The sequence below is a fragment of the Chroococcidiopsis sp. genome (genome assembly GCF_051657925.1).
Lineage (GTDB): Bacteria > Cyanobacteriota > Cyanobacteriia > Cyanobacteriales > Chroococcidiopsidaceae > Chroococcidiopsis.
Window position 1 is genome coordinate 1 of sequence record NZ_JBOFLP010000227.1, and the last position, 9,726, is coordinate 9,726.

General features: G+C 47.1%; 8 protein-coding genes. All 8 read left to right on the top strand.

Annotated features, from left to right (window positions below; translation table 11 throughout):
- Positions 1–312 precede the first annotated feature (312 nt).
- Positions 313–2,649, top strand: coding sequence for a response regulator (locus ACRC32_RS18200; protein WP_438555292.1), 2,337 nt, complete (start codon positions 313–315; stop codon positions 2,647–2,649).
- Between the two features lie 73 nt (positions 2,650–2,722).
- Positions 2,723–6,643 carry a PAS domain S-box protein gene (locus tag ACRC32_RS18205; RefSeq protein WP_438555293.1) on the top strand — a complete coding sequence of 1,307 codons (3,921 nt, stop codon included), beginning with the start codon at positions 2,723–2,725 and terminating at the stop codon, positions 6,641–6,643.
- Positions 6,633–7,013 (top strand): response regulator, encoded by a 381-nt coding sequence (locus ACRC32_RS18210; RefSeq protein ID WP_438555299.1) that lies wholly within the window; start codon positions 6,633–6,635, stop codon positions 7,011–7,013. The genes ACRC32_RS18205 and ACRC32_RS18210 overlap by 11 nt, the downstream gene beginning before the upstream one ends.
- A gap of 203 nt (positions 7,014–7,216) precedes the next feature.
- A complete protein-coding gene (locus ACRC32_RS18215) occupies positions 7,217–7,642 on the top strand; it encodes a hypothetical protein (protein WP_438555294.1) in 426 nt (141 codons plus the stop codon).
- Positions 7,643–7,695: 53 nt separating this feature from the next.
- Positions 7,696–7,986: a Mo-dependent nitrogenase C-terminal domain-containing protein gene (locus ACRC32_RS18220; RefSeq protein WP_438555295.1), complete on the top strand. Its 291-nt coding sequence runs from the start codon at positions 7,696–7,698 to the stop codon at positions 7,984–7,986.
- Between the two features lie 16 nt (positions 7,987–8,002).
- On the top strand, positions 8,003–8,131 hold the full coding sequence (locus tag ACRC32_RS18225; protein ID WP_438555296.1) for a hypothetical protein: 129 nt from the start codon (positions 8,003–8,005) through the stop codon (positions 8,129–8,131).
- Positions 8,132–8,503: a hypothetical protein gene (locus tag ACRC32_RS18230; RefSeq protein ID WP_438555297.1), complete on the top strand. Its 372-nt coding sequence runs from the start codon at positions 8,132–8,134 to the stop codon at positions 8,501–8,503.
- 349 nt (positions 8,504–8,852) lie between these two features.
- A complete protein-coding gene (locus ACRC32_RS18235; RefSeq protein ID WP_438555298.1) occupies positions 8,853–9,137 on the top strand; it encodes a hypothetical protein in 285 nt (94 codons plus the stop codon).
- Positions 9,138–9,726: the final 589 nt, after the last annotated feature.

The window sequence follows — 9,726 nt, forward strand, 5'->3', positions numbered from 1 at the left end:
CCTTGACGAAACTGTTTGAGCTTATCGAAAATCATCTTGAGAGATTTGAGAAGTAATGGTTTTCTCATCATCTCTTACTGGCAGCTTGTGAAGCTTTCACGCTGCCTTTCTTGGATTTTTAGTCAAAACTCCAGTCAACAGGATCGTTTGCTTGACGATCGCTTGCCACAAGTAGTGTTTAGATTTACAACTCACTCTTAAAGTCTTGCCTAACGTGAGATAAGCTGAAATTGGTCGCAAATGTGCAGCCAGTTACTGTTTTGTTGACTTTGCTGCAGTTGATTTTGATAAATTTTGCGGTAATTAACCGCTATGAGAATCCTACTAGTTGAGGATGATGAACTGGTTGCCAAAGCTTTAGCTCAATTCCTTACTGACCAGCACTATGCTATCGATATCGCTACAGATGGTCAGGCAGGTTGGGAACTATTAGTAGCATATACGTACGACTTAATTCTACTAGATGTCATGCTGCCCAAGCTAGATGGCATTACCCTTTGTCGGCAGTTGCGACGCATTGGCGATCGCACCCCGATTATCTTAGTGACTGCTAAAGACAACGGCACTAGTAAAGTTATTGGTTTGGACGCAGGGGCAGATGATTATGTGACTAAGCCTGTTGACTTAGCAGAATTATCGGCTCGGATACGCGCTCTACTGCGACGAGGGGATTTTGCCGTACCTCCCATATTGGAGTGGGGCGACCTACGCCTCGATCCGAGTCTATGTAAAGTCAGCTACAATAAAGCGCCGATCGATTTGACTCCAAAAGAGTATGTACTACTAGAGCTTTTCCTCCGCAATCGCCATCGCGTTTTTAGTTGTGGGGTAATCCTCGATCGCTTGTGGTCTTATGATGAAGAAACTCCAGGTGAGGATACGGTGAGATCTCACATTAAGGGGTTAAGGATGAAGCTGCGAGCGGCGGGAGTGCTAGACGATCCAATTGAGACAGTCTACGGCATTGGCTACCGCCTCAAATCGGTAGAACAGACAAAAACCAAGGAAAAAGCCAAAGTTGGGAAGAAAGCAGCTCGTCTTTCACCCCAACAAGAACAGCAGACGTTTACAGGAGTGGCAAGAGTCTGGGAACGAGTTAAAGAAAAGTTTATTGGGCGAGTCGCAACAATCGAGCAAGCGATCGCTTTACTGCCACAGCAAGCACTGGACGAGCAATTGCGTTTCTCAGCAGAGCAGGAGGCGCACAAGCTGGCAGGTTCGCTGGGAATGTATGGCTTTGCCTTGGGTTCTCGCCTCGCGCGGCAAATCGAAAACTTGCTGCAAGCTGGGGTCTTGGTAACTCCAGAGCGATCGCGGCAACTGACCGAACTCGTTGCGGCACTGCATCGAGAATTGCAACGCCCAACCGTTCAAACCCCAGAACTGCTATCGCAAGATGAATCCCCTTGGCTATTGATCGTAGAGCCAGACCGCTCGTTGTCTGAAGGCTTAGTCATGGAGGCGGCGAGTCGGGGAATGCGCGGCGAAATCGCGACAGACCCAGTTGCCATTGAGGAGCGACTCAAAGCGCGATCGCGTCCTGATGCGGTGCTGCTGGGCTTCTCTGCTGATACGGCTCAAGCAGGCGTAAAATTGCTAACAGAGCTGAATGCTTATACCCCACCCGTACCAGCACTAATTCTCACAGACCGAGATAGCTTGCTCGATCGCGTTACAGTTGCTCGTTTGGGTGGACGCGGGTTTTTACACAAGTTCCTACCTCCAGCGCGAGTCCTCGATGCCGTGACGCAAATGTTGCAGCGCTGCCGTACTGCCGCAACGAGAATCATTGCTGTGGACGATGACCCGCAGGTATTGCAAGCCCTACACGCTTTACTAGAACCTTGGGGCATCAAAGTCTCGACCGTCAACAATCCCTTGCAGTTCTGGGACACTTTAGAAGCTGTAGCACCGGATCTACTCATTCTTGATGTAGAAATGCCGCAAATTAGTGGGATTGAGCTTTGCCAAGTTGCACGCAACGATCCGCGTTGGAGTGGACTACCAATTCTATTTCTGACCGCGCACGCGGATGCTGAAACGATGCAGCGCGTATTTGCTGCAGGTGCCGACGATTATGTTAGTAAACCAATAGTCGGACCGGAACTGGTCAGCCGCATCCTCAATCGGCTAGAGCGATCGCGCCTATTGCAGAATCTCGCTCAAACCGATGCTCTGACTAAAGTTGCCAATCGCCGCCAGTCAACCCAAGAGTTATCCCAACTGCTGCGCTTAGCCCAGTTGCACGACCGACCGCTATGCTTCGCTATTCTAGATTTAGACCATCTCAAGCAGATCAACGACCGATACGGTCATGCAGTTGGAGATGAAGTGTTGTCCCGCTTGGGAGAGCAGCTGCGACGCACCTTTCAAAGTGAAGATGTTGTAGGTCGATGGGGTGGGGCAGAGTTCGTTGTCGGGATGTATGGGATGACGGCAAGCGATGGAGTGCGGCGGCTGCTTGAAGTCCTGCTTAACTTGCGTCGGCAGGATTTTACTCCCGATCGCGAACAATTGAGCGTGACTTTCAGTGCTGGTGTCGTCCAGTATCCCCAAGACGGTTCCGACTTGCAGGCACTATATCGGGCTGCGGGTATTGTATTACAGCAAGCTAAAGTCGCGGGAGGCGATCGCGTACTCAGCGGTTAGTTAAATATCTAGTTTACTCGTTGGGGCAAGCTAGGGGAGTAGGGAAAGTAAGGGAAGTAGGGGAAGAAACGTTATGAAAGCTCCATTGCCTAAAGATGAAGCAGCTAGACTAGAAGCCCTGCACCAATACCAAATTCTGGACACCAACCCAGAAGTAGCTTTTGACGAACTGACTCGATTAGCAGCACAGATCTGCAACACTCCTATTGCCCTAGTCAGCCTGATCGACGATTGCCGCCAGTGGTTCAAGTCAAAAGTGGGATTGCAGGCAAGAGAAACACTTCGCGATCTGGCGTTTTGTGGTTATGCCATTCTGCAACCCAGCGATGTTCTGATTGTCCCCGATACACTGGAAGACAAACGATTTGCCACTAATCCGCTAGTGACTGCTGTACCTCACATTCGGTTTTATGCTGGCGCTCCGCTCGTGACTCCTAAGGGATATCCACTGGGGATGCTATGCGTCATCGATCGCATCCCACGGCAGTTAACTGAAGCACAGGTTGAAGCATTACGCGTCCTGAGTCGTCAGGTCATGGCTCAACTGGAGTTGCGGCGGCATTTAGTAGGATCGGCAAGACTAAATGCTCAATTGCAAGCTGAAATCAGCGATCGCCAGCGGATCGAAGCGGAACGACAGCCACTTTTGGCTCGCGAACAAGCAGCACGGACAGAGGCAGAAACAGCCCGCAATCGAGTGACAAACATTCTAGAAAGTATCACCGATGCGTTTTTTGCTTTGGATGGCGAGTGGCGATTTACCTACTTGAACGATCGAGCAGAGCAACTCTTACAGCGATCGCGCGATCGCTTGCTAGGGCAAAGTATTTGGCAAGAGTTTCCTGAAGCCGTCAATTCTAATTTTTACCAAAAGTATCGCCAAGCAAGAGCGCAGCAGATGAGTGTCGAATTTGAAGAGTTCTATCCGCCACTCCAGACATGGTTTGCAGTTCATGCCTATCCTACTAAAGAAGGATTGTCTGTTTATTTTAATGACATTACAGCACGCAAATCGGCAGAGCAGAAGCTAAAACAGACAACATTGCTACAACAGGCAATTTTAGAGAGCGCCAACTACACAATTATTTCTACCACTGTTGATGGTACAATTTGCACCTTCAACTCCACTGCCGAGCGTTGGTTAGGATATGCTGCCTCCGAAGTTGTTGACAAAACCACACCCGCACTCATTCACGACTGGAACGAAATCGTCCGACGGGCGCAGGAATTATCGCAGGAGATGGGAGTACCTATTGAGCCTGGGTTTGAAGTTTTTGTTGCCAAGGCGCGGCGGGGAGAGCCAGACGAGCGCGAATGGTCTTACATCCGCAAAGACGGCAGCCGCTTTCCAGTGCTTCTATCGGTGACGCGCTTGGTAGATGCGGCAGGTAACATTACGGGGTTTCTCGGCATTGGCAGCGACATTACAGAACGCAAACAAGCCGAAGCAGAATTACAGCGTCAGAATCTGCACTTGCAACTGTTTGCCGAAGTCTCACTGAAGATCCGCCAGTCTTTACAACTAGAAGAAATTCTCCAAACTGCCGTTACAGAAGTACAAAGAATTCTCGCCTGCGATCGAGTCATCATCTATCAGATGCGGTTAGATGGCTCTGGTACAGTCATGCAAGAAGCAGTAGTACCTGGCTGTATGGCAATCATAGGACAAAATATTGTTGACCATTGCTTTCGAGAAGAGTATGCCCAATTGTACCGCCAGGGACGCATCAGCGCGATCGCTGACATCGAGCAGGCTAACATCCAACCTTGCCACGTTGAATTTTTGCAGCAGTTTGATGTCAAGGCAAACTTGGTAGTACCGATTCTACTGCGGGAAGACCTCTGGGGTTTGTTAATTGCACATCATTGTACTGCTCCCCGACAGTGGACTAGTTTTGAATTGGAACTGCTGCAACATCTAGCCAACCAAATCAGTATTGCGATCGCCCAAGCTCAACTCTTAGAACAAGAAATTCGACAACGCCAAGAACTGCACGCCCTGAGTCGGGCGCTAGAAAGCGCAGTCGAGGGCATCTCGCGGCTAGACGCGCAGGGACGCTATATCACGGTCAACCCAGCATATGCCAGCATGGTAGGCTACCAACCAGAAGAAATGATTGGTATGGATTGGCAGATAACCGTCCATCCCGAAGATCGAGAAAAAATGCAGGCTGCTTACCAAAAAATGTTGCTACAAGGCAAGGTAGAAGTTGAAGCTAGGGGGCTGCGTAAAGATAGCTCAGTCTTCGACAAGCAACTCGTCATGGTCAATGAATACGATCGCCAGCAGCAATTCATCGGTCATTACTGCTTTATGAAGGACATCAGCGATCGCCGAGAAATCGAACGGATCAAAGATGAGTTCGTCTCGGTGGTGAGCCACGAACTGCGGACACCTCTAACTTCGATTCGCGGTGCTTTAGGACTTTTAGCTAGTGGCGTACTGTACGCCAATCCTGAAAAGGCGCAACGCATGTTAGATATTGCCGTAAATAACACCGATCGGTTAATCCGCCTGATCAATGACATCTTGGATATCGAGCGCATCGAATCAGGCAAAGTCACCATGAATAAACAAGCTTGCGATGCTGCTTCCCTGATAAATCAGGCAATCGAAGTTGTGCGTCCCCTGGCAGAGAAGGCAGAAATCCGTTTATCCGTATCTCCAATCTCTGCTCAACTGTGGGCTGACGGTGATCGCATCATTCAAGTCTTCACCAACCTCCTCAGCAATGCAATTAAATTCTCGCCCCCAGGATCTACCGTGTGGCTCAGCGCCGAATTAGGGGCAAGGAGCGAGGAGCGAGGAGCGAGGGAACCTGAAGTAGAGGAAGCTGGAAGAGCTGGGAAAACAGGGGGAGAAATCCAAAATCCAAAATCCAAAATCCAAAATCTAAAATTCCCCGACTCTCTCGCTCCTCGCTCCTCACTCCTCATCCCTCATATCACCTTCCAAGTGCAAGACACAGGACGAGGCATTCCAGAAGATAAGCTCGAAATCATCTTTGGACGCTTTCAGCAGGTAGATGCCTCTGACTCGCGGAAAAAAGGAGGGACTGGCTTGGGTTTAGCCATCTGTCGCAATATCGTACAGCGTCATGGAGGGCGAATTTGGGTGACTAGTACTCTTGGCACGGGCAGCACTTTTTACTTCACCCTGCCCATCCTTCAAAATACGCCACACGCTGAAGAAACATCAACACCCTCACCCCTCACCCCTTACTCCCCACCCCTGATTTTGGTATGCGATGACGATCCCTCTGTCCGCACTGTAGTGCAAACCATGCTCGAACAGGGAGGATACCGAGCGATCGCAGTAGCTTCTGGGCAGGAGGCAGTCGTGGAGGCAACTCAACAGCATCCTGACGCGATCCTGCTTAACTTAATGATGCCAGGGATGAACGGCTGGGAAACTCTAGCAGCACTGAAAGCACAAGCGCAGACAAAAGACATTCCAGTTACGATCCTCAGCGGCTTACTGCCAGACGTATCACCTCATCCAGGGGTAAGCGATTGGATTGTTAAACCTCCAGATGAGCGATCGCTGTTCCAAGCTTTAGGGCGAGCCTTAACTGGACGCGATCGCAGTATCAAAGTCCTGATCGTAGAGGATGACATCGATTTGGCGCGAGTGCTAATTGCGATGTTTGAACGCTATGACATTGAAACTTTCCATGCCCAGACAGGTAGAGAAGCGATCCAACTCAGTCAAAATCTTATTCCTGACTTGCTGGTACTCGATCTGATCGTGCCGGAAGGCGATGGCTTTGTCATAGTAGATTGGCTGCGACAGCATAACCGTTTGTGCCAAGTGCCTCTAGTTGTCTACAGTGCTAGAGATCTTAACGATAGCGATCGCGAACGATTGAAGCTGGGACAAACTTTATTCCTTACGAAAGGACGAATTAAACCAGAGGAATTTGAGCGGCGAGTCATTGGCTTGCTTAACCGGATTATTCATCATCGGGAGGGAAATAGCGATGGTGGCAGCTAAACGCATCCTGATTATTGATGACGAAGACGATATCCGAGAAGTCGCCCAACTTAGTTTAGAAGCAGTAGGTGGCTGGGAAGTTGCAACCGCCGCTTCAGGTATGGAGGGATTGGAGAAAGCGGCAGCCGAACAGCCAGATGCTATTCTATTGGATGTGATGATGCCCGACATGGATGGCATTGCTACCTTTCAACAATTGCAAGCCAACCCTACAACTGGGCATATCCCAGTCATTTTACTGACGGCGAAGGTACAATCTGCCGATCGGCAACGCTTTGCTCAACTTGGCATGATAGCAGCGATCGACAAACCTTTCGATCCAATGGAATTAGCCGATCGAGTGACAGAAATCTTAGGCTGGAATTGCTAAAAAAATCTTTTCTCTCTCCACGAGTTCTCCATTTTTTCACTCTAACTTGAAGATAGAGCTAACCGATCCTGACTTTAACTAGAGTTGAGTGACTCAATCGGACACAAAGATCGTTTCGCCCTACTGACTGAAAATCTCAAACTCCAGTGCAGTGCTGGTAGCTAGCCGGAGAGATAGATAACTCAAATGGAGGGATATTTATCGTGTATAACATCGACCATACAGAAGACTTTAATTTAACCGTCGCTTTACTAGTTGATATTTTTAAAATAAAAAATAAGGCACTTGTAGAATCTTGCCATACAACTTTTATTGCTCTATTTGGTTCTGATTATACAACAGACGTGATGACTGCGGCAGTCTTTCAATTAGCTGCAACTGATGCCGATACTTGTCACTGGGCTTTACACAATTTTTACGAGCTGGATGCTTGTCTTAAATTAATCGAAGGCGCTCTTAAGTTTGCCATTCAAAGATTAATTAGTTTAGGTTTTATTCTAGGTAAAGACTTTAGTGCCAATGCTAACGGAGAAATTTTACTTAATCGAGCAGCTAAGTTAGCTTTACTAGATAATGTTTCAGATGCAGACTGGAACTTTCTCGAAGAAATTTTACAAGTTGTTGAATAATTCTAAAAAATCATAAAAAGCAAAACTTAAAATTGTAACTAGGTATTGAAAACATGAGCGCTTTAAACTCAGCTCGATCTCCTCAAATTGATTTATTGTCACCACTTCGTCAGTGGATTGAATCGATAAAAATTGTCGATTCTGGCATAGCACGCTTAGTATGTCAATTTATTCCTGCTCGTTGTCCATTCGAGCGCAAAATTCAGCTTTTCAACCGCACATTACTATATATTCCCCCTTTATGCAAGCTAAATCCTCTCTACGAGCAATTAGTCGAACTGCGCTACAAATCCTTATGTTATTTAGCAGATGAATGCGGTGAAGATGTAACTATTTACTGCTAAAAATTAGGAGATTGATATGCCTCGCGATCGCAATGGTTCGCCATTTGTAAAAATTGTCTATGCCAAGACTATATTGAATGGAAAACTAGAGTTAGTTCCTCTAGAATTATATGCCGATGGTTCGTTGAAACGAGGGGAGTATTAAATGACCGACACTCAAGTAAAAACTCTAGACGATGCCAGCAAGAAACAGGCGTTCGCGCCTCAGCCGCAGGTAAAGCAAAGTGTTAGTAACTGCTACATGAAGCGCGTAAAAAAGAAAATTGCTCTCACTCGTGGTGTAGAAGGTTCATTGAACCTATCAACCTCGCTCTCTCTGCCAATACCTAGATTTCGCAAGCGCCAGCTGGTTCGTTTCATTGGTGGTATAGGCACGATCGAGAATTGTAGAGCCAGTGCTGGCGCATGGCTTTATATGGTAGAAATGGCTCAAGGTCCGGAGCCAGAAATGGGTAGGATTGGTCCCGAAACAACGATCGTGCTGTATGAAGCAGATCTTCAGGCAGTGATAAACTAAGAGCCATAACGGATTTACTTTGAAATAAATGGGTCGTGGAATACTGTAACGCTTTGAGCCAGTAAAAGCAGTAGTAATTATGGCGAGCGCAAGCAACACAAAAAAGCCCAACATCAACCACAGAAGTGAAACATTAGTCACTCTGTTAGTCTCAGACATGGCAACCTGACGGGGTGACGACCGAGTTGAAGGCTAGCTGTAGTGTGGCTTGAAGCGACTCGTGGTAAAAAAAGTATCGGTCTGATTTCGAGAACAAGACCGACAAAACTAAAATGTTACCAGAATTGGATCGCAGTTCGCTCAAAAGTCAACTAAATCCGGCTCAACTATTAACCGGAGAAGTTTTAGTATGGCACTTTTCAAGTCCATAAATAAGTTCAGAATCGAAAGACTAGCAGCATATTTTCCTCTGCCAATCAGATTTGAAAGTCGTCGCCGCCATCTACAACGATTTTTGCAACTGCCTCAGTTGAGTGTTGTGCTGCTGTGGTTTCCCATTATCCAAGCGCTAATTAAGTTAAAAATTCAGCCAGGTAAGCGACTTTATTTAGCGATTGATAGAACGCAGTGGCAAGACAAAAACTTATCTGTGGTAGCGGTAATTTTAGAAAAGCGAGCATTTCCGATTTACTAGCAATTTTTAGACAAGCGAGGCGCAAGTAATCTGGTGCTTGCAACAAGCAATTCTTCGTCCAGTTCTGCGGATGAGCGCGAGACTACAAGATTGTGGTTTTAGGGGACAGCGAATTTCATCGTGTGGAGTTGGGTAAGTAGCTTGGTTCCGAGAAAGTCTACTTTGTTTTGCGACAAAAAAAGGATACAAATGTTCAGCAAAGAGGTCAAGATTATCAAGAACTAACCACGCGCTTAGCTAGCTCCTGAAGTGAGTCGGTTTTTGACTGGTATTAAGGTAACTAAAGAAAAGCGATTTGCTCAAGCAAATCTTGCCGCTTACTGAAAAGGAAAGTATCGAAATAAAAGAGAAAAAGAACCTTGGTATTTATTAACTAACTTGAAAAGCCTAGCTGAAACTTTGACAGCTTATCGTAAGCGGACTGAGATTGAGGCAATGTTCAAAGATTGTAACTGGAGTTTAGACTAAATCAAGAGAAAAAGTGGTCAGCCGTGTTAAGAAGACCACTTTGTAGGGGTAAAGGTAGCGTAGATACTGTTGGCGAATTCATCAGAGAAAAATCAGAATTAGCTGCCTTGCGTAGGATTAA